This is a genomic window from Shewanella morhuae, from assembly GCF_003028295.1.
Classification (GTDB): domain Bacteria; phylum Pseudomonadota; class Gammaproteobacteria; order Enterobacterales; family Shewanellaceae; genus Shewanella; species Shewanella morhuae.
Map to the genome: position 1 here is coordinate 51,742 of NZ_PYSG01000003.1, position 24,498 is coordinate 76,239.

General features: G+C 45.8%; 19 protein-coding genes. 10 read left to right on the forward strand and 9 right to left on the reverse strand.

Annotated features, from left to right (window positions below; translation table 11 throughout):
- Positions 1 to 204 precede the first annotated feature (204 nt).
- From C9I43_RS14800 to yihG (C9I43_RS14810), 3 genes are all read left to right on the forward strand, one after another.
- Positions 205 to 1,731: a YifB family Mg chelatase-like AAA ATPase gene (locus C9I43_RS14800; protein WP_107884232.1), complete on the forward strand. Its 1,527-nt coding sequence runs from the start codon at positions 205 to 207 to the stop codon at positions 1,729 to 1,731.
- Positions 1,732 to 1,840: 109 nt separating this feature from the next.
- Positions 1,841 to 2,743: a 1-acylglycerol-3-phosphate O-acyltransferase, YihG family gene (gene yihG, locus C9I43_RS14805; RefSeq protein ID WP_076500723.1), complete on the forward strand. Its 903-nt coding sequence runs from the start codon at positions 1,841 to 1,843 to the stop codon at positions 2,741 to 2,743.
- Between the two features lie 7 nt (positions 2,744 to 2,750).
- Positions 2,751 to 3,686 carry a 1-acylglycerol-3-phosphate O-acyltransferase, YihG family gene (yihG, locus tag C9I43_RS14810; RefSeq protein WP_076500724.1) on the forward strand — a complete coding sequence of 312 codons (936 nt, stop codon included), beginning with the start codon at positions 2,751 to 2,753 and terminating at the stop codon, positions 3,684 to 3,686.
- A gap of 26 nt (positions 3,687 to 3,712) precedes the next feature.
- On the opposite strand, the gene C9I43_RS14815 is transcribed toward yihG (C9I43_RS14810), so the two are convergent.
- Positions 3,713 to 4,183 carry a 2-thiouracil desulfurase family protein gene (locus C9I43_RS14815; protein WP_444860955.1) on the reverse strand — a complete coding sequence of 157 codons (471 nt, stop codon included), beginning with the start codon at positions 4,181 to 4,183 and terminating at the stop codon, positions 3,713 to 3,715.
- Between the two features lie 329 nt (positions 4,184 to 4,512).
- On the opposite strand from C9I43_RS14815, the gene C9I43_RS14820 reads away from it, so the two are divergent.
- The 6 genes from C9I43_RS14820 to C9I43_RS14845 all read left to right on the forward strand — a co-directional run bounded on the left by C9I43_RS14820 (position 4,513) and on the right by C9I43_RS14845 (position 16,361).
- Positions 4,513 to 5,280 carry a GntR family transcriptional regulator gene (locus tag C9I43_RS14820; RefSeq protein WP_107884236.1) on the forward strand — a complete coding sequence of 256 codons (768 nt, stop codon included), beginning with the start codon at positions 4,513 to 4,515 and terminating at the stop codon, positions 5,278 to 5,280.
- Positions 5,281 to 5,329: 49 nt separating this feature from the next.
- Complete coding sequence (gene prpB, locus C9I43_RS14825) at positions 5,330 to 6,208, forward strand: methylisocitrate lyase (RefSeq protein WP_076500728.1); 879 nt, start codon at positions 5,330 to 5,332, stop codon at positions 6,206 to 6,208.
- Positions 6,209 to 6,342: 134 nt separating this feature from the next.
- Entirely contained in the window at positions 6,343 to 7,470 is a 1,128-nt protein-coding gene (prpC, locus tag C9I43_RS14830) for a bifunctional 2-methylcitrate synthase/citrate synthase (protein ID WP_107884238.1), read from the forward strand.
- 82 nt (positions 7,471 to 7,552) lie between these two features.
- Complete coding sequence (gene acnD / locus C9I43_RS14835; protein WP_107884240.1) at positions 7,553 to 10,156, forward strand: Fe/S-dependent 2-methylisocitrate dehydratase AcnD; 2,604 nt, start codon at positions 7,553 to 7,555, stop codon at positions 10,154 to 10,156.
- A 92-nt stretch (positions 10,157 to 10,248) separates the two neighbouring features.
- A complete protein-coding gene (gene prpF, locus C9I43_RS14840; RefSeq protein ID WP_107884242.1) occupies positions 10,249 to 11,454 on the forward strand; it encodes a 2-methylaconitate cis-trans isomerase PrpF in 1,206 nt (401 codons plus the stop codon).
- A gap of 374 nt (positions 11,455 to 11,828) precedes the next feature.
- Entirely contained in the window at positions 11,829 to 16,361 is a 4,533-nt protein-coding gene (locus C9I43_RS14845) for an EAL domain-containing protein (protein ID WP_107884244.1), read from the forward strand.
- A gap of 198 nt (positions 16,362 to 16,559) precedes the next feature.
- Here C9I43_RS14845 and C9I43_RS14850 read toward each other — a convergent pair whose 3' ends face one another.
- The 3 genes from C9I43_RS14850 to C9I43_RS14860 all read right to left on the reverse strand — a co-directional run bounded on the left by C9I43_RS14850 (position 16,560) and on the right by C9I43_RS14860 (position 19,770).
- Complete coding sequence (locus C9I43_RS14850) at positions 16,560 to 17,651, reverse strand: branched-chain amino acid aminotransferase (RefSeq protein ID WP_107884246.1); 1,092 nt, start codon at positions 17,649 to 17,651, stop codon at positions 16,560 to 16,562.
- Positions 17,652 to 17,844: 193 nt separating this feature from the next.
- Entirely contained in the window at positions 17,845 to 18,198 is a 354-nt protein-coding gene (locus tag C9I43_RS14855) for a RidA family protein (RefSeq protein WP_107884248.1), read from the reverse strand.
- Positions 18,199 to 18,276: 78 nt separating this feature from the next.
- Positions 18,277 to 19,770, reverse strand: coding sequence for a Na+/H+ antiporter NhaC family protein (locus tag C9I43_RS14860; RefSeq protein ID WP_107884250.1), 1,494 nt, complete (start codon positions 19,768 to 19,770; stop codon positions 18,277 to 18,279).
- Positions 19,771 to 19,949: 179 nt separating this feature from the next.
- On the opposite strand from C9I43_RS14860, the gene C9I43_RS14865 reads away from it, so the two are divergent.
- Positions 19,950 to 20,171, forward strand: coding sequence for a cell division protein ZapB (locus C9I43_RS14865; RefSeq protein ID WP_076500738.1), 222 nt, complete (start codon positions 19,950 to 19,952; stop codon positions 20,169 to 20,171).
- Positions 20,172 to 20,240: 69 nt separating this feature from the next.
- On the opposite strand, the gene C9I43_RS14870 is transcribed toward C9I43_RS14865, so the two are convergent.
- The 5 genes from C9I43_RS14870 to C9I43_RS14890 form a co-directional block, all read right to left on the reverse strand.
- Positions 20,241 to 20,453, reverse strand: coding sequence for a DUF1107 domain-containing protein (locus C9I43_RS14870; RefSeq protein ID WP_076500740.1), 213 nt, complete (start codon positions 20,451 to 20,453; stop codon positions 20,241 to 20,243).
- 484 nt (positions 20,454 to 20,937) lie between these two features.
- The gene (locus C9I43_RS14875) at positions 20,938 to 21,546 is read right to left on the reverse strand and encodes a thiol:disulfide interchange protein DsbA/DsbL (RefSeq protein ID WP_076500742.1); all 609 of its coding nucleotides are present in this window, start codon (positions 21,544 to 21,546) and stop codon (positions 20,938 to 20,940) included.
- Positions 21,547 to 21,682: 136 nt separating this feature from the next.
- Positions 21,683 to 22,708, reverse strand: coding sequence for a serine/threonine protein kinase (locus C9I43_RS14880; RefSeq protein WP_107884252.1), 1,026 nt, complete (start codon positions 22,706 to 22,708; stop codon positions 21,683 to 21,685).
- A gap of 1 nt (position 22,709) precedes the next feature.
- The gene (locus C9I43_RS14885) at positions 22,710 to 23,027 is read right to left on the reverse strand and encodes a DUF3630 family protein (protein ID WP_107884254.1); all 318 of its coding nucleotides are present in this window, start codon (positions 23,025 to 23,027) and stop codon (positions 22,710 to 22,712) included.
- 13 nt (positions 23,028 to 23,040) lie between these two features.
- Positions 23,041 to 24,495, reverse strand: coding sequence for a protein adenylyltransferase SelO (locus tag C9I43_RS14890; protein WP_107884256.1), 1,455 nt, complete (start codon positions 24,493 to 24,495; stop codon positions 23,041 to 23,043).
- Positions 24,496 to 24,498 lie beyond the last annotated feature (3 nt).

The window sequence follows — 24,498 nt, forward strand, 5'->3', positions numbered from 1 at the left end:
ACAACTACACATATGATTTGTATGATATGAATATTACCGTAGAGCCCTCAATAGATAAATTCACGACATGTCACAAACGTCATCGCATTTACATTACAGCGTAATATCAATTTCAAAAAAATAGCCAACTCAACAAAAAAGCCATCATCCTATTTACTGCTACACTCAAATTCTGCGTGAAATGAACCACAAAAGGATTTGTTTATGGCCATTGCCTGCGTTACTACCCGAGCAAGTTGTGGGGTAGAAGCCCCAGAGGTCACTGTTGAAGTACACCTCAGTAACGGCTTACCCGCATTTAATCTAGTAGGCTTACCTGAAGCATCAGTCAAAGAAGCTCGCGAGCGGGTACGCAGTGCACTGATTAATGCTGGATTTGAATTCCCGATGCGGCGGATAACAGTCAACCTCGCACCAGCAGATTTACCTAAACAAGGTGGCCGCTACGATTTACCCATAGCAGTGGGCATACTGGCGGCTTCAGAACAAATTCCGTTGAATAGCCTTAAAAATCTCGAGTTTGTCGGTGAGTTGGCGCTTTCTGGGCATATACGTTATTGCCAAGGATTATTACCGGCGATCATCGCGGCTAAACGCCAAGAACATACTTTAATCCTGCCACTCGATAACCGTCACGATGCCGAACTCGTCGGCTACTCCAAGGTATTATTTGGTTCGCACTTGCAAAGCCTTGCCGCTTATTTACAAGGGCAAACCCAACTGCCCACGTTAGCGCCGCAATTAGAGTGGATAAGCCAAGAAACGCCCGAATCAAATACTTGCCTAAGCGATGTGATTGGCCAATATCAGGCTAAACAAGCACTCGAAATTGCCGCTGCGGGAAACCACAACCTCTTGATGCTTGGCCCGCCGGGTACGGGCAAGACTATGCTCGCCAGCCGCATGATGGCGCTATTACCCGCGCTCAATTATGAGGAAGCATTGGAAGTGGCTGCGCTGCATTCGGTTGCTGGACTCGATATTAAACCACAGCACTTTTTACAGCGGCCGTTTCGAGCGCCGCACCACACCAGCTCAGCTATTTCACTCGTGGGCGGCGGCAGTATTCCCAAACCCGGTGAAATCTCCCTGGCTCACCGTGGCGTATTGTTTTTGGATGAGGTCGCCGAATTTCCTCGAAAAGTCTTAGATTGTCTGCGCGAACCGATGGAAACTGGCGAAGTGGTGATTTCTCGCGCCGCAGCTAAACTCACATTTTTAAGCCGATTTCAATTAATTGCCGCGATGAACCCAAGCCCGAGCGGCGATCTTGATAGTCAGCACCGGTCGAGTCCCGAACAAATCCAACGTTATCTTTCACGGCTTTCAGGTCCATTTCTCGACCGTTTTGACTTAACCATAGAAGTGCCAAAACTCCCCGCAGGCACATTAACGCAAGCAGCACCGCAAACAGAAACCAGCCAAGATATCGCCAAACGCGTCAAACTAGCACGCGAGCGGCAACTTGCCCGCGCTGGAGTGCTTAATAGTGAGCTAACAGGAAAACAACTCAAAATATTCAGCGGCATTAGCGATGCCGATTTAATCTTTTTAGAACAAAGCGTAGTAAAACTTGGCCTTTCGGTTCGTAGTTTCCATCGCATACAAAAGGTGGCGCGCACGATTGCCGATCTTGAACAAGTACCTAACACTGAACGTCGCCATCTTGCTCAAGCCTTAGGCTACCGCGCAATGGATAGATTACTCGCCCGCTTATCCCAGCAATATTGAACTCACCTTGAAATAAATGTTAAACAAATGCACCAACTGCGGCGCCTAAGATTGAGCCAAACGCCGACACCGAGTAACATAGGCCTCCAATTTTTGTCAGGGGGCTCGGATGGGGACGCTGTTTTCACAATTCAAAGGCTGTATCGCATTTTTAGGCTATGTTGTTAATACTATCTTTTGGACTATCCCAATTGTATTAATCAGTTTTATAAAACTGATACCTATCAGTCCATTAAGGACTGCAACTAGCCATGTACTCGACTTTTGCGCCAGCGCGTGGATTAGTGTTAATGGTGTGATTGAGCGTTGCTTGCACCCCGTTAAAATAGAACTTAGCGGCGATACCGATTTTTCGACTAAAGAATGGTATATGGTCATTGCCAATCACCAGTCTTGGGTCGATATCTTGATCCTACAGCGAGTTTTTAACCGAAAAATCCCTTTTTTAAAGTTTTTTCTCAAGCAAGAATTAATTTTTGTGCCGATTTTAGGCTTAGCCTGGTGGGCACTTGATTTTCCCTTTATGCGTCGTTATAGCACAGCGCAGCTGCGTAAAAACCCTAAGTTAAAAGGCAAAGACATTGAAATTACACGTAAAGCCTGCGCTAAATTCAAGGCTAAGCCAGTGAGTGTGATGAACTTTGTCGAAGGCACGCGCTTCAGCAAAGCTAAACATCAAAAGCAAAACTCGCCGTTCCAACATTTATTAAAACCTAAAGCAGGCGGCATGGCTTTTGCGTTATCGGCCATGGGTGAACAGATCCACAAGTTAGTCGATGTTTCTATTTACTATCCCGATACAGTGCCCACCTATTGGGACTACCTGACGGGTAAAATGCCCAGCGTTAAAGTACACATTAAGATATCGGACATCGATCCCGCCATGCGCGGTGATTATATGAATGATCGTGATTTTAAAATTAGCTTCCAAGAACAATTGAATCAAATCTGGCTGGCTAAAGACCAAGTATTAAACCAACTAGCTAGCCAAGCGAATAAAGAACAAAGGTAACACCATTATGTTGAATTTCTTGCCTGGGCCAGTGTTGTTTATAATTAGCTTTAGTCTACTGATTATAAACACCTTTATATGGAGTTCGCTTATCAGCCTTGGCGGGTTAGTGAAAATCGTGATGCCTACGCAAGGTGCGCGTAATGCAGTATCCAGCGTCATGAATCGTTTCATGTGGGCGTGGGCGAGCTGCAACGGTGGCATTTTATTCTTGATCGCTAAAATTGAGTGGGATATACAAGGGCTTGAAGGGCTGGATAAAAACAGTTGGTATTTGCTGATCAGCAACCATCTCAGTGGATTTGATATCGCCGCGCAAACTTATGTATTGCGTAACCATATTCCAATGCTGAAGTTCTTCCTCAAAAATGAGCTAATGTATGTGCCGATTATGGGCCTAGGCTGTTGGGCGCTCGATATGCCATTTATGAATCGAACCAGTCCAGCAAAACTGAAGAAGAATCCAAAGCTTAAGGGTAAAGATTTAGAGACGACGCGCCGCGCCTGCGAAAAATTCAAAAAAATGCCCACATCGATTATTAACTATGTCGAGGGCAGCCGTTTTACCAAACAGAAGCATCAGCGCCAAAACTCGCCCTATCGACACTTATTGCGCCCTAAAGCCGGCGGGATTGCCTTTACCCTATCTGCTATGGGTGAGCAATTTACCAATCTACTCGACATGACTATTGTGTATCCCGATGCACCTGAGGATATTCTGTTTGGGGTGATGAACGGCAAAGTGAGTAAGATTATTGTGCGCATTAATGCTCTGCCCGTACCTCAGGTTGACCCTGCACGTTACTTTTCTGAGTCTGAGTACCGCGTCGAATTCCAGCGCTGGTTAAATCAAGTATGGGCTGAGAAAGATCAACAAATTGATGACTTACTGCGCGACTATCAAAATGCCGCCACCAGCACTAATAACACTCACATTCAATAACGAACTAAATCATAAATAGAACAGGATCAAACAGCGCCCGCTTCCAGCTTTGCTATATATGCCGCAGCCGCGACTAACTCAAATTCATTAAAGACGGTTATCCCTGCGGCGCAGAGTTTTTCTGCCGTTAACCCTTGCCCAGCAATTAATTGTTTTGTAAAACGGCCATCATAAATCTGCTGATTGCCACAAGATGGACTACGGGCTTTCAAAACTGCCACTTTAATCCCTTCTTGCTGCGCCAGCTTTAGGGCGAGATCTGCTCCCAGACTAAAAGCGTGCGTCACATCTTCCCCTTGCGCGGTTAAGATGCGCTGCCCAACTCGCTCAGCTGGCGGTCTAGGCGTCTGCAACCCGCCCGCACATTCGGGACAAATCGCCACAATCCGCCCTTGCTCAAGCCATGTGCGTACAACATCGCTTTCCATCAAATTATGGCCACCGTCGTAACGCACCGCTTGACCGAGTAAACAACTGCTCACTAACACTTTCTCCACTGTCGCCTCCAAGTGTGTTATTCCGCACATAGCATAACGCGAAGGACACACATGCAAAATGCATTTGGAAGATTTACCCCAAAGCCATAAACACCTGCAACAAGATAGTACGGCTAAAACCGCATCATTGTTGACAATTTAATATTTTAAATATTTATAAAACAAAATACTAAACACACAAATAAAAATTAAAAAATATAAAAATCAACAAATAAAGCAAAAAACCCTCAAAATATAGACTTACGTCTAAGTAAACACATTGTTGACAATCTGTTCAAGGGGGGCTATTTTTTACCCATTGTAGACAATCCCATTAATAGTGACGCGCTATGTTGAAGCAAGACACGACGTTGATTTCTGATGACACACAAGTTTCCCACCTGCATAAGGTCAAATCGACCTCGGCAGATAAAACGTCGACCACATTAGCCGATCAAATTTTGGTGCAGATCCAAACCAGCATCATCAAAGGCGAATTGCCAGCGGGTAGCAAAATTAATGAGCAAGCGCTAGCCGAAAAATACGGCATCAGTCGTGGCCCAACCCGCGAAGCCCTGCACACCTTAGAAAGACAGCGTTTAGTGGTGCGCTCACCCCATGTTGGTGCCCGCGTAGCACAGCTCACCGTTAGCGAACTTAACGATTTATATCAACTGCGTAGCGTGCTTGAAGGTATGGCCTGCGAGCTCGCCGCCAGTCGCATCACCCCTGAGCAGTTAGCCAAGTTAGAAGATTTACTCGCCTGCCAAGATGCCGCGCTCGCAAAGGGTGATACCTACTTCCAAGAAGAAGGCGACGTCGATTTTCACTACCAAATCATTCAAGCCAGTGGCAACAAACACTTACAGGAAACCCTAGTCGGTGGTCTGTATCACTTGCTACGTATGTATCGTTATCAATGCACCAATAAAAATCGTCCCGTAAAAGCGATTGCCGAGCACAGACGCATAGTCGAGGCCATTGCCCAGCGCGATGGTGAACTGGCAAGTTTGTTAATGCGCCGCCATATCGAACAGGGACGTAAAAATACCGAATTACGCTTAATTGAATTGCAAGCCAATGCCGCCGCAAAAGAAACCTTAGCGAACATCAGCTAAATTCTTACGGCTCACATGCCAAACAATGGATAAATAGAAGGACAAAACCATGACCCAAAGCGCAGGATTACGTTTTCGCCAAGCTCTTGCTAAGGCTAAACCGTTACAAATCGTTGGCACCACCAATGCCTATTTTGCCTTGATGGCAGAGCAAACTGGCTTCCAAGCCTTGTATCTTTCTGGCGCTGGCGTTGCCAATGCGTCATACGGTTTGCCTGACTTAGGCATGACCTCAATGAGCGACGTGCTGATTGATGCGGGTCGTATCACCTCTGCCACACAAGTGCCTTTATTGGTCGATATCGATACTGGCTGGGGCGGCGCATTCAATATTGCTCGCACCATCAAAGAATTTGAAAAAATCGGTGTTGCTGCCGTGCACATGGAAGACCAAGTGTCGCAAAAGCGTTGCGGCCACAGACCTAACAAAGCGGTGGTGAGCATAGAAGAAATGGTCGATCGCATTAAAGCCGCCGTCGATGCCCGTATCGATCCTAACTTTGTCATCATGGCGCGTACCGATGCTGTTGCCGTTGAAGGGGTAGAAGCTGGTATTGAACGCGCTCAAGCTTATATCGCCGCCGGTGCCGACATGATTTTTGCCGAAGCCTTAACTGAGCTAGACCAATATCGCCACTTTAAAGCGCAAGTAAAAGCACCGATTTTGGCCAACATGACTGAATTTGGACAAACCCAGCTATTTAATAAAGAAGAACTGGCGCAAGCGGGCGCCGACATGGTGCTTTATCCACTCGGTACTTTCCGTGCAGCCAACCAAGCAGCACTGAACGTGATGCAAGCGCTGATGAATGATGGTCATCAACGCAACGTGTTAGACACAATGCAAACTCGTAACGATTTGTATAAATACTTGGGCTACCACGCCTTTGAAGACAAGTTAGATCAACTGTTTAGCCAAGATAAATAACTGGCTAACTGCACCCTACAATGCAGCGTAAACAGGAAGTACAACCTTAACCAATAAATGTTGGCGCACTAGCACCTTACCTAAACTGCAATGCATCAACGATAACCAAACAGAGTTAACGGAAGGGAAACATTATGTCAGAAGCTAAAAAACTAAGTGGTGCAGGATTACGCGGCCAAAGCGCAGGCGAAACGGCATTAAGCACAGTGGGCGTATCGGGCAGCGGCCTAACATACCGCGGTTATGATGTGAAAGATCTTGGTGAAAATGCCACCTTCGAAGAAGTCGCTTATCTGATTCTTTACGGCGAGCTACCCACTCAAGCTCAGCTTGACGCCTATAAAACCAAACTCAAAGGCATGCGCGGCTTACCGCAAGCCTTAAAAGAAGTATTAGAGCGCATTCCTGCCGATGCTCACCCTATGGATGTGATGCGTACTGGTTGCTCTATGCTAGGTAACTTAGAAGCCGAGCACAGCTTTAGCCAGCAAAGTGAAATATCTGACCGCTTACTGGCTGCATTCCCATCGTTTATTTGTTACTGGTATCGCTTTAGCCACGATGGCGTGCGTATTGAAACCGAAACCGATGACGCTCAAATTGGCGCGCACTTTTTACATTTATTACACGGTAAAGCACCCTCTGCACTGCACGCTAAAGTGATGGACGTATCGTTAATTCTTTATGCAGAACATGAATTTAACGCATCAACCTTTACCGCTCGCGTATGTGCTTCAACCCTGTCTGACATGCACTCGTGCGTAACAGGCGCCATTGGTTCACTGCGTGGTCCGCTACATGGCGGCGCGAACGAAGCGGCGATGGAACTGATCCAAGACATGAAAGATGAAGCCGATGCGCGCGACATCTTAATGGGCAAACTGGAGCGTAAAGATAAGATCATGGGCTTTGGCCACGCGATTTATCGCGACAGTGACCCACGTAATGCCATCATCAAAGAATGGTCAGAAAAACTGGCTGCCGCCAACGGTGACGACCGCCTATACCGCGTATCGGTTGCCTGTGAAGCACTAATGTGGGAACAGAAAAAGCTTTTCTGTAACGCGGACTTTTTCCACGCCAGCGCGTACCACTACATGGACATTCCGACTAAATTGTTTACGCCAATCTTTGTCTGTTCACGCCTAACTGGCTGGGCTGCGCACGTGATGGAACAACGCTCTAACAACCGCATCATCCGCCCAAGTGCCGATTATGTGGGCGTAGCGCCACGCAAAGTGGTACCAATTGCAAACCGTTAAGCAAAATTGACCACACCATGGCGCGAGACCTCTGTTAAAACAAAGTCTCGCGCCAACTTCATTTTCCGAAATGGATGATGTTATGAGCACTGCTATGAATACCCAATATCGCAAGCCCTTACCTGGCACTCAGCTCGATTACTTCGATACCCGTGAAGCAATTGAAGCCATTACACCTGGCGCGTATGCCAAGCTACCTTATACCTGCCGCGTATTAGCGGAAAACTTAGTCCGTCGCTGCCCGCCTGCCGATTTAACCGCCTCACTTAAGCAGCTTATTGAATCAAAACAAGAACTGGATTTCCCTTGGTTTCCTGCCCGCGTGGTCTGCCACGACATTTTAGGGCAAACCGCCTTAGTTGACCTTGCGGGTCTGCGTGATGCGATTGCCGCTAAAGGTGGCGACCCTGCCAAAGTAAACCCTGTAGTGCCAACACAATTAATTGTGGATCATTCGCTAGCAGTTGAGTTTGGTGGTTTTGATAAAGACGCTTTTGCTAAAAACCGCGCCATCGAAGACAGACGCAACGAAGACAGATTCCATTTTATTAATTGGACGCAAAAAGCGTTTAAAAACATTGATGTTATCCCTCAGGGTAACGGCATCATGCACCAAATAAACTTAGAGCGTATGTCACCAGTGATCCACGCCCGCGAAGGTGTCGCATTCCCTGATACCTTAGTTGGCACCGACAGCCACACGCCACATGTTGACGCGCTAGGCGTTATCGCCATTGGTGTCGGCGGCTTAGAAGCCGAAAGTGTGATGTTAGGGCGCGCATCGTACATGCGCCTGCCTGACATTATCGGCGTTGAGCTAACCGGCAGACCGCAAGCTGGCATTACCGCCACCGATATCGTATTGGCCTTAACCGAGTTTTTACGCGCACAAAAAGTGGTGTCTTCTTATTTAGAGTTCTTCGGTGAAGGCGCAGCAGCACTGACACTGGGCGATCGCGCCACGATTTCAAACATGACGCCTGAATTTGGTGCCACTGCGGCCATGTTCTATATCGACCAGCAAACGCTTGATTATTTGACCTTAACTGGCCGCGAAGCCGAGCAAGTCAAACTGGTTGAAACCTATGCCAAAACCGCAGGTTTGTGGGCCGATAGCTTGACTGAAGTGCACTATCCACGCGTATTGCGTTTTGATTTATCCTCAGTGGTACGCACGATTGCCGGGCCATCAAACCCACACGCAAGAGTGCCAACATCAGAACTTGCTGAGCGCGGTATTAGTGGCATAGTCGAAAACGAACCCGGTTTAATGCCAGATGGCGCTGTGATTATCGCAGCAATTACCAGCTGCACTAACACCAGTAACCCGCGCAACGTGATTGCCGCAGGCCTCATTGCCCGCAACGCCAACGCCAAAGGCTTAACCCGCAAACCTTGGGTCAAAACCTCACTCGCCCCAGGCTCTAAAGCAGTACAATTATATTTAGAAGAAGCCAAGTTATTACCAGAGCTTGAACAGCTCGGTTTTGGTATCGTCGGCTTTGCCTGCACCACGTGTAACGGCATGAGCGGCGCGCTCGATCCCATCATCCAAAAAGAAGTCATCGATCGCGACTTGTACGCCACCGCGGTGTTATCGGGTAACCGTAACTTTGATGGCCGTATTCACCCCTATGCCAAACAAGCTTTCTTAGCATCGCCGCCATTAGTGGTGGCTTATGCCATTGCCGGCACCATACGTTTTGATATCGAAAAAGATGTATTGGGATTAGATCAACACGGTAAACCAGTCAGACTTATCGATATTTGGCCATCGGATGAAGAAATCGATGCCGTGATTGCTAAAAGCGTTAAGCCTGAACAGTTCCGTAAAGTGTACGAGCCTATGTTTGATGTCGCAGTGGATTATGGCGAGCAAATTAGCCCACTGTATGATTGGCGCGCACAATCAACCTATATTCGCCGCCCACCTTATTGGGAAGGCGCATTGGCGGGCGAGCGTACACTCAAAGGCATGCGCCCATTAGCTGTGCTAGGCGACAACATCACCACCGACCATTTATCGCCATCCAACGCCATTATGATGGACAGCGCTGCAGGCGAATACCTGCACAAAATGGGCTTACCAGAAGAGGATTTTAACTCCTACGCGACCCATCGTGGCGACCACTTAACAGCCCAACGCGCCACGTTTGCTAACCCTAAGCTTAAAAACGAAATGGCGATTATTGATGGCAAAGTGCAGCAAGGCTCCCTAACGCGTATCGAGCCTGAAGGCCAAGTGACGCGCATGTGGGAAGCGATTGAAACCTATATGCAGCGCAAGCAGCCGCTAATCATCATAGCGGGCGCTGACTACGGCCAAGGGTCGTCCCGCGACTGGGCCGCCAAAGGCGTGCGTTTAGCTGGCGTTGAAGCCATTGTTGCCGAAGGCTTTGAACGTATTCATCGCACTAACTTAGTGGGTATGGGCGTGTTGCCGCTGGAATTTAAAGCAGGTGAGAACCGCGCCACCTACGCCATTGATGGTACCGAAGTGTTCGATGTACTCGGCACGCCAGCGCCAAGAGCAGATTTAACGGTTGTTATCACTCGTAAAAATGGTGAACGCATCGAAGTGCCCGTAACGTGTCGTCTCGATACCGCCGAAGAAGTGTCAATTTACGAAGCGGGCGGAGTGTTGCAACGCTTCGCGCAGGATTTTTTAGAATCGAACCTTACCTAAGCTGACGCTTAATATTCGTTAGCTAAACCGAGTGCCAGCGACTTCACCATTAAGTCGTTGGCGCTCATTTTGAATCCTTTTGGAGTCAATGTATGACTACTACAACAACCCACGCGCCGCAAATTAAAATCGCCGCGACTTATATGCGTGGCGGCACCAGCAAGGGCGTGTTTTTCCGTCTGCAGGATTTGCCTAAAGCCGCACAAGTTGCCGGCCCTGCACGCGACGCCCTATTACTGCGGGTGATTGGTAGCCCAGACCCTTACGCTAAGCAAATCGATGGCATGGGCGGCGCGACCTCAAGCACCAGTAAAACAGTGATTTTATCTAAGAGCAGCCAAACCGATCACGACGTTGATTACCTGTTCGGTCAAGTCGCCATCGATAAACCCTTTGTCGATTGGAGCGGTAACTGCGGTAACTTGACTGCCGCTGTCGGCGCCTTTGCTATCAGCAATGGTTTAATTGATAGCACGCGTATTCCGCTAAATGGCATCTGCACGGTACGTATTTGGCAAGCCAACATAAGCAAAACCATTATCGCCCATGTGCCCATCACTAATGGTGAAGTGCAAGAAACTGGCGATTTTGAGTTAGACGGCGTGACCTTTCCCGCCGCCGAAGTGCAAATCGAATTTATCAATCCAGCCGATGACGATGGCGAAGGTGGCAGTAGCATGTTCCCCACGGGTAATGTGGTCGATGTGTTAGAAGTGTCCGGCATCGGCAGTTTTAACGCCACTATGATCAACGCGGGTATCCCGACTATTTTTATTAATGCCGAAGATTTAGGTTATACAGGCACTGAATTGCAAGATGATATTAATAGCGATAATGCCGCGCTGGCTAAGTTTGAAACAATTCGTGCTTATGGCGCGCTGCGTATGGGCTTAATTAACCACATAGATGAAGCCGCGACTCGCCAACACACGCCCAAAGTGGCTTTTGTTGCTAAACCCCAAACCTATGTGTCGTCGAGTGGCAAAACCGTCAATGTAAGCGACATCGACTTATTAGTGCGCGCCCTGTCCATGGGCAAACTGCACCACGCGATGATGGGCACAGCTGCGGTAGCTATTGGCACCTCAGCAGCTATTCCTGGCACCTTAGTTAACTTAGCCGCTGGCGGAGACACCAAGGGCAAAATAGATGCGGTCCGCTTTGGTCACCCATCGGGCACGTTGCGTGTTGGGGCAGAGGCGTCAATGGTTGGCGGCGAATGGACAGTCGTTAAAGCCATTATGAGTCGCAGCGCTCGCGTATTAATGGAAGGCTCTGTACGAGTACCTGCGGTATAAAACCAGAGTAATTACAAATGTTCAACCAAAGACCTTGCTTCTCCCCCCTTCCGGCAAGGTCTTTTCTTTATTATCTGCATTCAGCTCCAAGCATTATGATTTACAATAACGGTTAAGCTGCCTATAAATCTATACGAGATAATATGTTGGCATCGATAAATAATGCTAAGCTTCTCAGCTTTACTCAACATCATTAATTTGCAGTATTAGATAACAATGTGCGCGAGCATTATCTTAAAAATATTCAGAGTGATATTGGGACGATTTAATTTTTTAAACGACTCCATTGCTTTAGAGTCAACGCTATAAAAATCTTTAATCTCTTGATTGAGCACTAAACTGACTAAATACTCATTGAATTAGGTGGAATTTTTTTGATAGGGATGAATTTAAACCAATTATTCCATAGACTAATTCTATGCTGCCTAGTAGTGCTAAGTGTATTGGGGAGTCCTTCGAATGGATTCGCCGAGCCATTGGCTTCAGTTAATAGCCAACTTAAATTTGAGCATCTTCGCAGTGAAGATGGCTTAAACCAAAATTCAATTACCAGCTTATTTATGGACAAAGCTGGCATGCTTTGGATTGGCACTCAAGATGGTTTACATAGCTATAACGGTTATGATTTCAGTATTTTTACACATGCCCCTAATGATCCAAGCAGTATTTCAGAGAGTTATATTTCCGATATCATCCAAGATCCCGAGGGTTACATTTGGGTTTCAACCTTTAGTCAGGGGATAAATCGGCTCGATCTTAATACTGGAACCTTTCAGCATTTTGGCGAAGAACAAGGCCTCACAGAGCTACGCACGACTAAACTTAACCTAGTAGGTAACACTCTCTGGATAGGTACTAAAGCAGGTTTATTCTCGCTTTCAATTAAAAATCAGCATATTACCCGATTCAATCTCAGCAATGGGAATAACCTCGCCCCTAACATAACCAGCCTTGCCAATGTCGATAACACTTTCTTACTTGCAGGCACTGAAAATAGTGGTGTTTTTGCCGTTAGCGCCGATACCATAACCCATTTAAATCTGCCCCCAAATACTACGATCAATCAAATTAAGGCAAACTCTGCCAGTGAGATTACTTTGGCGATGGGTAATCAGTTATGGCATTACAACCTCGTGACACAGCAAGGTCATATGCTTTGGCAAACCGATGATACCGTGCCTTATATCAAGGATTTCATCCAGACCGAACAAGGAGACTTTTGGGCAGTAGGGCCTGAGGCTGGGCTTATCCAATTAACTCAGAAACAATCCGTATTTGAAGCAAGTTATCACAAATTTGACTCAAAGCGGGCAGACAGTATTAGTGCAAATAACATATTAAGTTTACTGCAAGATCCCTTCGGGAATTTGTGGTTAGGAACCAATTACTCAGGTCTAGACCAGCTCAACAAACGGCATCAATATTTTCAGCATATTTTTGAATATAACGCCGAGTTGCCACAGCAGGGCAATAACATTCGCAGTTTATTTCGCAGTCAAGATAATACCCTATGGGTGGGTACTGAAGGTGCGGGACTAAAACGCCAACGACCTAATGGTCGCTACGAACATTTCACGTCGCTATTTGCCCAAGCATTAGGGCGTGATACACGTAGCTTAGACCTGATTATAAGAGACATTACTCAAGATAAAGACGGTGTGCTCTGGTTTGCCAGTAACTATGGACTAGGGCGGTTTTCCCCAAATGGGCAATTCAGTTTACTTAACATGGCTAAAACCGCCACAAAAGATGTTGATGCTAATTATATCCGCAGTTTAGCTATTGATGATCAAGGCGATCTCTGGATCGCAACCAGCCATGCACTGTATCGAAAAGCCGCTAACTCAAATAAATTTATTGCTATACCGTTAGCTAATATTAAGCATTTTTATCCCGACCAAAATCGGATTTTAATCCTGCGAACACAAAAAAACATACTCTGGCTGGGTACACTTAATGGACTGCTTAAACTGGATATGCAAACTGGGATTGCCCAAGTTTACGCTCACCAATCTTTAGATAAAAAAAGTTTAATCAATAACCGTATCCGCGATATTTTAGTGACGACATCGGGCGATGTGTGGTTTGCCACCCATGGCGGGATCAGTAAACTTTCAGCTCAAGACCCCAATGCAGGCTTTAGCCATTACACCCGAGAACAAGGCTTACCAAGCGATACTATCTATGCCTTACTCGAGGATGACCTACATAATATTTGGTTTAGTAGTAATGCAGGCATAAGCAAACTTAATCCTGCAACAAATCACATCATTACATTCAATGAACAAGAGGGTCTACAAGCACTTGAGTTTAATGGCGGAGTAAAACTAAAAGATAGTAATGGTGCACTATGGTTTGGGGGTATTCGCGGTATTAATCGCTTCGAGCCAACACTGATCCCCGATAAAAGACCCGATGTTAAAGTTGCCCTTACCGGTTATAGCATTGCAGGAAAAGGACACTCGATTCTTAATCTAGGTAGCCCACCCGATATCGTGATGGACTATAGCGAGCAACTGATTAGTTTTAAAGTCACCTCATTAGATTTTAGCTACACAAGCAAAAACCATTTTAGTTATTGCCTCGAAGGATTCGATAGCCAATGGCACAATTTGCCTAGTGGTAATGAAATTACCTTTACCAATATCAATCCCGGTCATTATCGGCTGCACGTCAAACATGCATTGCAGTACAACACGACTGGTGATTATGCATTAGTTGTTAATCTTACGGTGCGACCACCATTTTACCGGACTAAAACGGCATATTTTTTATACACTATTACCAGTATCGGGCTGCTTATTTGGATCCTCCGCTGGCGTAAGAAAAAGCGCCAACAACAAAAAGAGTTTGAAACCAGTATCCGAGCCTCAGAAGAACGGCTAAAGCTCGCACTCTGGGCATCTGGCGATGGAATGTGGGACTGGAATATTAAAGAAAATAAAGTCTACCGCACCAATATGGACTCCTCTATTCCACATGCTGATGGTGATGATTTAGCCCATGAAAATATGCACCCAGAGGACAGGGAAAAGTTCACCATTGAGCTTAATGAGCACCTCCAAGGTCGTACACCATTTTTTGAAACAGAGTACCGTATCGAATGTTCAGCGGGTAACTGGATATGGATTTTAGACCGCGGCAAAGTGGTTGAGAAAGATAATCTCGGCCATCCAATACGCATGGCAGGAACTAACCGTAATATTACCTCTCGAAAATTAATTGAGAACGAGTTAGTTCTTTCATCACAAGTGCTTAATAGCATGAACGAGGCTGTTGTCGTTGCTGATTTAAACTATCGGATCCGCTCGGTGAATCCCGCCTTTTGTACTATTACTGGCTATACAGAGCGCCAAATCAACAACAAGCACTTTATTCATTTGGCCTATAATCAACAGCAGCGAGAGTTATTTACCACCATAGAGCAACAGCTACTGCACCATAAACATTGGGTCGGTGAAATTTGGATCCGTAACAAACATCACCGCGCAATTTTAGTCTGGCTTGAGATTAATCAAGTCATCGATATCAAGGGTGAAACCAGCCATTTTGTCGCCGTTTTTACCGACATCACAGAGCGGAAAAAAGTAGAAGAAGACCTGCGTTTTCTGGCGAGCTTCGATACTTTAACGGGCTTACCTAATCGCACTTTATTCCAAGACAGACTCAGCCACGCGATTTCTCACACCCACAGAACCCAAAATATTGTTGCCTTATTATTTTTAGATCTCGATCGCTTTAAGCACATTAACGATTCGATGGGGCACCCAGTCGGCGACATGCTACTCAAGGCTGTTGCACGACGTTTACAAAATGCGGTGCGGGATGGTGATACTGTTGCGCGTTTGGGTGGTGATGAATTTACTATTATTTTAGAAGGTGTTGCGACAATAAAAGCTGTAACTGTCATTGCAGAAAAAGTACTCAAAGCCTTCCAAGCTCCCTTTTTACTAGATGATAAATCACTCACAATTTCGACCTCTATCGGTATTAGCCTTTACCCCAGCGACGCTGAAGATGCAGACTCACTGATCAAGTTTGCCGATACCGCGATGTACCATGCTAAATCGTCCGGTCGCAATAACTTCCAATTTTATACCCATAAATTAAATCAGATTGCCACTCGCCATGTACAACTCGAAGCAGGCTTAAAGCAGGCAATTCAACGCAATGAGCTCAGCCTAGTTTATCAACCTAAGTTCTGCGTACAAGATGGGTCACTCACTGGACTAGAAGCACTCTTGCGTTGGCATCACAGCGAATTAGGGCCGGTGTCGCCCGTAGAATTTATTCCTCTGGCGGAAGAAACTGGCATTATTACTCAGATTGGCCACTGGGTTATTAATCACGCTTGCCAACAGCTAGCACAATGGAATGATCTGGGATTCGACGGTATCACCATTGCGGTTAACCTCTCTGCGCGCCAGCTCAAAGCCGATATTATCTCTACGATTGAAGTGGCTTTAGCGGTATCAGGCCTACCCGCACAATCGCTTGAACTCGAACTCACTGAATCGATGATCATGGGTAATCCACAGGAGTCGGTCAGTATTTTATCTCAACTTAAGGCCCTTGGATTAACCATCGCCGTGGATGATTTTGGCACTGGTTATTCGAGCTTAAGCTATTTAAAACGCTTCCCGATAGACACTTTAAAAATCGACCGTGAATTTGTTCGAGATATTACCCATGATCCCGACGATGCCGCTATTACCAGCGCCATTATTGCCTTGGCTCACAGCTTAGAGTTAAACGTGGTTGCTGAAGGTGTAGAAACTCAAGATCAACTTAACTTCTTAGCGCTGCAAGGATGCGATCAGGTTCAAGGCTTTTTACTCAGCAAGCCATTAACTGCTGATGACTTTTTAACTTTTCTTAAAAAACAGCCTAAAAAAACACCACGTTAATATGTAACCTGAACTAGGGATAAGCTCTGCTTATCTACAGGTTATTTTTGCGAATAAGGTAATAAGATTAATTAGTTACCACAGCCACTATCCCGAGTTCAGGTTATGCAATAAAACGTTCAGGTTAGTGACTTATCACGCTGAATTTAAGTGAATAAAAAAGGCTCCTAGGAGCCTTTAATCATCAATGTAACCGCCCTACTTTGCTAAACGTTCAACACGCTTAACCCAGCCTGCAGGCCCTTGAGTATGGCCCTTTTGGATATCGGTATACAGTTTATAAATACGTTGTACGTGCTCACCCACTTCGCCATTACCTACGGTGACGATGCGGCCATCTTCAAAAATATAGGAGCCAACCGCCGACACCACTGCTGCCGTACCAAAACCTCCCGCTTCGATAATCTCACCAGATTCAATATCGGCGATAAACTTATCGAGCATAACTGTCTCTTGGCGCACTTCACAACCTAACAACTCACCCAATTCCATGATGGATTGTGAGGTAATGGATTTCAAGATGGTGTCGGTAAAGGTTGGGATAATCACAGTGCCATCTTTCAGGATATGAAAATGGTTCATCGCACCAGCTTCTTCAAGCTGTTGATTGGTAGAATCTAAATACAACACTTGTGAAGCACCAAACTGCGCTGCCGCTTTACCTGCACGCAACGAAGCAGCGTAGTTACCCGCTGCTTTTGAAGCGCCAGTACCACCTGATACCGCCCGGTGGAACGTTTTACTGATAAGTAAACGTATGCCTTTGTTCACACCAGCCGCGTAATAAGCACCACTGGGGCTTAACACCACACAGAAGGTATAACGCGAACTTGGGCTAACAGATAGACGGTCTTCAGTTGCAAAAATAAAGGGCCGAATATACAGACACGCACCTTCTTGCATTGGGAACCACAGACGATCAACATCGATCAACGCATTGATCGCATCCATTTGCATTTGTTCGTTAATATTAGGAATACAGACGATATCAGCGGAGCAATTCATTCGCTCTGCATTTTTATTAATCCGGAAAGTGTAAATCTCACCATCTTCATGCATAAAGGCCTTTGCGCCTTCGAAGATTGACTGGCCATAATGCAACGCCATTGCACCCGGTGCCATTTCAAATGGACCATAGGGAACGATACGCGGATCGCGCCATTCACCATCACTATAATCCATCAAAAACATATGATCGGTTCTGAGGCTACCGAAGCCCACATTACCCTCGGGCTCAAATTGCTCAGTACGGCGCTCGGACGCAGGTTTTAAATTGTAAGTTATTTCCATCGCATACCACCTTATTTACTGAACAAGCAGACTAGGGAGCGACAGGAATAAAGTCAATAGAAGCGCATGCGCTTCAAGGCCTAACCGATAAAAAAATATTATTATACTCATTTTCAACCGTTAATAACTGGTCATAATATCTCGGTATTAGCTATGTCAGCGCCACCGTACTCTGCCCTTTAGCGCGTATTTCTTACTCCGCAACAGCCGCAATAACCGAGACTTCAACTAAATACTCAGGTTCTGCAATCGCCGCTTGTACGCAAGCTCGAGCAGGCGCATGGCCTTTAGGAACCCAAGCATCCCACACGGCATTCATCGCATCATAATCTGCCATATCTTTCAAATAAATAGTCGCTGATAATAAGTGTTCGCGTGAACTGCCCGCCTGCGCGAGCAAGGTATCCACTTCCTCGAGCATAGTGACGGTTTGTTCCGTAATATTTTGGTACTTATCTTTCGCCACTTGGCCACATAAATACACTGCACCTTGGTGGATCACTACGCTACTCATGCGAGCACCAACATCTAAACGGGTAATACTCATATTAATCATCTCTTAAATCAGTACATTTGAATAAAGGGTTCAATTCAAACCTTAGGGCATTCTAGTGATATTTAAGCTTTATGTCTGCGCGATTAACTTAGGCCAAGGCGTGTAAAAACGCGCCATCAAGATAAATAAACCCACACTACAGCTAACCACTCCCAACCACACTAATGGTGTTGGTACGGCTAAATTCACTAATTGAAATCCAATCAAGGCCGAACATGCAGCGATTAACGCAAAGGGCAGTTGAGTCACCACATGGTCATGGGGTGCGCAACCTGAACTGGTGGCACTGAGCACGCTAGTATCTGAGATGGGCGAACAGTGATCGCCAAAAACTGACCCCGCCATCACAGCGCTCAATACCGGCAATAACAGATGAGGGTCAAGGTTATGCGCAATCTCAGCGCCAATAGGGATCATAATGGCGAACGTGCCCCAACTCGAGCCCGTGGCAAAAGCCATAATTGCACAAAGTAAAAACATTCCCGCTACCAGCAAGTGCGGAGAAAGATAAGCCTTAGCCCAAGCCGCCAATAATTTTGCGACACCAAGATCTTGGATCACAGCGCCAATCATCCAAGTGCAGAGTAAAATCGCAATGGCGAAGGCGATCATGCGCACCCCGTGGCTCAAATCCCCCACTAACGCCATTAAACCTCGCCCAGACAAGCCCAACATCACTAGAGTGACCAAGGTCGCCAACAAACAAGCATCACGCATAGAAGCGCCAATATCAGCTTTAGCCAACCATAGCGACACATCCCAACCTGCGACTTGTTGAGCCCCAGACCACAAAGTTAGGCCCACAGATGCCAATAACAGAGTCAGCATCGGGATAGCGAGTAGCCAAGGATTACCCTTGGTCTCGACTGCACTAGAGGGCTCCACCACGGTCGCAGCAACAAAAGGTCGAAACCCGACGCCATACCAAGCAACCAGCACCGACAAACCTAAGGTCACGATCGCGTAAAAGTTAAATAAGGCCACTTCAATAAATGCTTCTAACGGCGATATAGGTAAAAAACTGATCCCTGCGATAAGCGCCATCACATAAGGGCCCCAACTGGAGAAAGGGAGTAACGAACATAGAGGCGAAGCATTTGAATCAACCAAATAGGCAAGTTGTTCATGGCGAATACCATAACGCTGGCTCAGAGGCTGGCAAACATGGCCAACTGCCAAACAACTAAAGATTCCGTCAATAAACACTAACCAACCAAGAAATACGACGCCAAGGCGCGCCTGACGCTCAGTGCGGATACGGCTATATAACCAATCACCAAACTGACCAACTGCGCCACCACGAGATAACAATTGTGTCATGCTGCCGAGCAGTAACATGGCTAACAGCACATTGAGATGCCACGCTTGCCAAGCTCCTTGTGCATAAAATTGCTTAACAGCAATATCAAACAAATACCGTCCCGTTTGCAGCAGGTCATACTGAGCAATCAATAGCGCGCCAGAAACAATACCGACACCTAAAGCCACCAGCGTTCGACGTAGAACTAAGGCTAAAATTAAGGTCAGCAATAACGGCAGTATGGTGAGCAGACTAGATGGCATGAACCATTCCGATAAAAAATAAAACCAAGAATACTAACGAGTTAATAACAAATGCAAAAAAATTTAATTTAGAACGCCGTAATAGTACGTTTTTTAACCAAACGACAAGAATTGCTATTCCTTAAGTTCAAGGCACTGCTAGAATCACAGTCCCATCCAGAAACCATAGGACTCTCCAGATGAGCCTTGAATTACTGTCCAAACTGGAAACCAAAATCCAGGCTGCACTCGAAACTATCGAGCTTCTAAAAATGGAGCTTGAAGAAGAGAAGCAAAAAGCGTCGACCTTAAATGAACGCAATCAGCAATTGAATGACCAAAACCAACAACTACAGGAAGAACTCACTTCTTGGAACGAAAAAGTGACTGGTCTTGTTGGTTTGCTAAACAGCGAAATCTAAACTGTGCGGCGCAAAACTGATACTGATTAAATGAGATATCGGTTAAGCGAGTTCTTAATCGAACCCGTCTTAAATCGAATGAGTTTGATAATTCTGCGCTTCAATGAGTTCGTTCAGTTCTAAAATAGCCTGCTTAACCTTTGGCAGGCTTTTTCTTGGTAGTAAAAACCGTCCCCGCTCAAATTCTAGCCGCCCTAAATCTTTAACCCAAATAACACCAGTAAGAAAAATACGCGCATGTTTAACGATTAGTTTAGGGGCGTAAACGGGGAAAACTCTCATATGACCACCTATAAACATTCTGATTGTTATTGATTCCCCATTTTAGACATGAGCTTTACCGTTTGAGTTGCATCGTTGGCTGACTATTTTTCACTTTTGAGTGCTTAAAAATTTCAATCACCTGATTTAATTAAACTATCAATATTGAACTTAACTACAAAAAAGCTAAAAGCCATAAAAATGACGCTTGCCAATTTTTTGACGCTCTGTTAAATTAACCATGTTACTCAGGGTGAAAAAGAGCCCCTTGGCTCAAGTCCGTACTTTCTTTTACAAGAAGTACGGTTTTTTTTGCCTATTTTTTATCAAAATATTCAATAAATTATGTTCTTAAACGCTTAACTCGACGCCGCCAACTCGCGCCAGTACTCAATATTGGCTATTACGGCAATAAAAAAAGGAGCCATTAGGCTCCTTTAAACAACACTATGGATACGCGACTATCATCCGCTCGTATAACGGCGAAATGATAACGTCATTAGCACTATTTCTTCGCTAGGTAGAATGCGATATCTAATAGCTCATCGTAGGATTTGATTGAACCGGTTTCAACACGATATTTACCATTAACCACTAGAGCTGGTACGCCAGTTAACTTAGCGTTTTCAGTATCACGCTTCATCTTAGCCATTTGCGCTTTTACCATGAAGGATTCTGCAGCTGCATCGAAGGTTTTACCATCCACACCGTTAGCAACAAAAAGAGCGCGAACATCATCACGACTGGTGAAATGCTGCTTCTTATCATGGATAGCTGAAAAGATTGCGCTATCGATTTTATCATCGACATTTAATTGGTGCGCCACAGCAAATGCGCGTGACATTTCTACCCCCATCTCTTTACCAATAAAATCAACGTGTGCTTGGTTAAAAGCTACGCCTTCAGGTTTATCAGCAATAATTTTTGGCACAACCGTTTTAGAAAAGTTATAACAATGTGGACAATAGAAGGAGAAAAACTCAGTAATTTCTGGTTTTGCCGTCGCAGGGCCGTCATTAATCACAGTGTAATGAACACCTTCTTGATAATCTGCAGCGAATACGGCCATTGGCGCCAGTAACAAGGCCGCAGCCATAAGTAATGCTTTTTTCATGAAAATTCCTTAAATCAATCTTATAAATAGGTTCACTAGGCTGGAGACTAACACATTCTCTTTTTTGAGTGTAACTCACGCCTAAGAGTTCAATTTAATATCACTGCGACGATTGTACATGGCTAAATATTGAACATTAATAAGGTACTAAACTCAAAGGGGGTTCGCCCAGTGCATATAGCTGTTCTTTGAACGATAAAATTTGCTGCTCCCAGTATTTCTCACCCCCAAACCAAGGAAAGTTCATCGGGAAAGCTGGATCGTCCCAGCGGCGGCCAATCCAGGCGTTATAGTGCACCATTCGCAGTGCCCTCAGCGGCTCAATCAAGGCAAGCTGCCTAGTATCAAACTCACAGAACTCTTCATAGGCCTCGAGTAAGATTTCAAGCTGCATTAATTGCTGCGCTCTATCGCCAGTTAGCATCATCCATAAATCTTGAATGGCCGGCCCCATACGCGCATCGTCTAAGTCGACAAATCCAGGGCCATCGGGCGTCCACAAAATATTGCCTGGGTGTAAATCCCCATGCAAACGAATTGCCGCAAAACTTTGTCGCTCCCAAATTGCATTCGCCTTAGCTAACACTTGCTCTACCACGGTAAAAAAAGGCAAACGTAAGCTGCTAGGCACGAGATCTGATTGTTTTAACCACGCCAGCGGCTCGGCCCCTAAAATCTGTGGATTTAAGGGTTCACGCTCAGCAAATGAGGTTTGCGCGGCGTACTGGTGTATGCGACCGATAAATCGACCGACTGACTCTAGTTGTTCTAAATTATCGACCTCAAAAGCTCGGCCGCCCAAAGACGGAAACAGCGTAAATCGAAAACCTTGGTACTTATGCAATGTGCGGCCTTCGATAATCACAGGCACCGCCATTGGAATGTCCTCAGCAGCGAGCGCTAACGCATAGTCATGTTCTTCTTGGATCTGTGCGTCGCTCCAACGATCGGGGCGATAAAACTTCACCACATAACGTAACCCTTCATCACTACGAAACTGATATACACGGTTCTCATAGCTATTAAGCGCGAGCAAACCCGTTTCAGGGTACACACCTAAGCTTTCAATGGCATCTAAGATCAAATCTGGCGTTAACGCTTGGAAATGGAATGCTGCACCGCTGGTATTGGTTATCGTCGGCGGCGTCATATTCTGATTCATATTAGTTCACTCTTAGATGAGGTTTAAGCACAGTGGCGAAGTATTCTAACACCTCAAAATCAGCTTCATTTTCAGTTGAAAGCCAGCAAATATTGCCGTAAAACTCATAATTGAGCCATAACAGGCTCCCTTCAAATGCTAATAACCATTGATGCCTATCGGCGCCCCACTGACGCTCACCCACAGTGCAATCGAGTATCGCTGCAAGTGGCTCAGCAAAATCGACAAAACGATCAAAATCAATATCGGCGCTAATTGATAAACTTAACGCCTCTTTATCTAAGCGAATGGCTTGTATCTGAGTGCTAGCTAATTTCATGTTTTTTATCCAATCAACTACTACATGACATAATCAAACCTTGGCCCCAGTCCGGTGGACGTTTAGCTAAGTCTTCATCTTCTATGTGTTCTGCAAAAGGCTGGCTTAAAATTTTCTGCAATCGGTGCAATGGCGCAAGATTACCCTCTTCCACCGCAATTATCGCCTCTTGGGCTAAATAGTTACGCAAAATATATTTTGGATTCACTGCATTACGCTCAGTTTGCCATTCATCCACATCAGCCACTGTACCTAATCGCTGTTGATAGGCTTGATACCAAGTATCAAATTGCGCCACATCAATAAAATCATCCCGTAAACCGCTGTGTTGACTGGTCGGGTCGACCTTACCTAATTGACGCCATGTCTGAGTGTAATCGAGTTGATTTTTTTCCATTAGCACAGTCAAACGACCAATAAGCTCAAGGTCTTGCTTATCCTGCTCTGGCGTTGGTTTAACTAATGTTGGCAGACCTAATTTTGCGCGCATCAAATGTAAATAAGGCTGAACTAGCGCCTCTTGATACTGATTAAGGATGGCAATTAAATCATCAGATGGGATAACAGGTGTCAATGCTTGCGCTAAGCGTTGTAGGTTCCATAATCCAACACCCGGCTGCTGACCAAAAGCATAACGCCCCTCTGAATCAGAGTGATTACAGATAAAATCTTCTTGGAAGGTATCTAAAAATGCAAAAGGGCCAAAATCAAAACTGTCACCCAGAATCGACATATTGTCGGTGTTCATCACCCCGTGGGCAAAACCTACCGCTTGCCAATGGGCAATCATTTTGGCTGTATCTTGCACCACCTGTAAAAACCACGCTTTATAACCTGCAGCATCACAACTCAAATGAGGATAATGCTGAGTGATCGTGAAATTAAGTAATTGAATCAGTTTATCAGCGCGGCCACGTTCGCTATGGCAAAAAAACTCAAAATGACCAAAGCGAATGTGACTACGAGCTAGACGTACAGTAATCGCTGCCGTTTCTTGGCTCTCACGCCAAACGGGTAAGTCTGAGCCAATCACGGCCAAAGCACGCGTAGTGGGAACTTGCAAAGCATACAGCGCTTCTGAGACTAAAAACTCGCGTACCGCTGAGCGCATCACCGCACGGCCATCACCACGGCGCGAGTATGGTGTTGGGCCGCCGCCCTTAAGCGCGACATCCCACGTACCGTTTGGGCCAACCGCTTCGCCGAGGATAATTGAGCGTCCATCGCCTAAGCGCGGCGTATAACCACCAAACTGGTGGCCGCTATATACTTGGGCGTAGTAAGTTGCACCATCGATAGCAGCATTGGCAGATAAACCGAGTAATAGCTCATCGGTTGGCTGAGTTAAGCCAATTAATTGCGCAGCATCGTCACTCCACGCTAGCCACTGGGGATTGGTGATCCCCTGTGGATAAACCTGCGAGTAAAACTCTGGCAGCTGGGTAAAAAAATCCTGTTTAAATTTCATCAT